Origin of the sequence: Chryseobacterium sp. BGARF1 (genome assembly GCF_001677955.1) — a bacterium.
Lineage (GTDB): Bacteria > Bacteroidota > Bacteroidia > Flavobacteriales > Weeksellaceae > Chryseobacterium.
This window is the reverse complement of the sequence record NZ_LELA01000199.1, coordinates 1-299: the sequence shown is the minus strand read 5'-3', so window position 1 is coordinate 299 and position 299 is coordinate 1. Positions and strand designations below refer to the sequence as shown.

Sequence of the window (299 nt, the reverse complement as noted above, 5' to 3'; positions counted from 1 at the left end):
CTTCTTTGAACCAATGTGCTAACTTTAACATTGCAACTGATTTTTCAATGTTTTGATTGTAAATTTTCCTAAGTCCATCTGATAAATTGTAGGCTTTTTCTAAATCGGGATATTCTGAGAACAATATTTTTGCCCTCTGTTTTTGTGATGAAGTCCATTTTTCTCTGGTTTTATAAAGCAAATATCTGCTTCTTGCCAAAAGTTGCTTTCTAGTATCACCGTTTAGGAAAATATCGATTTGAGGATTTTGTTTCTTTTGTTTTGCTTCCACCAAAAGATTATTTTCTTGTTCAATAGCT

The 299-nt window shown here is 31.4% G+C and carries 1 protein-coding gene; it reads right to left on the bottom strand.

Annotated features, from left to right (window positions below):
- The coding region (locus AB671_RS21550; RefSeq protein ID WP_185116246.1) for a transposase at positions 1-299 on the bottom strand (299 nt) is incomplete at both ends.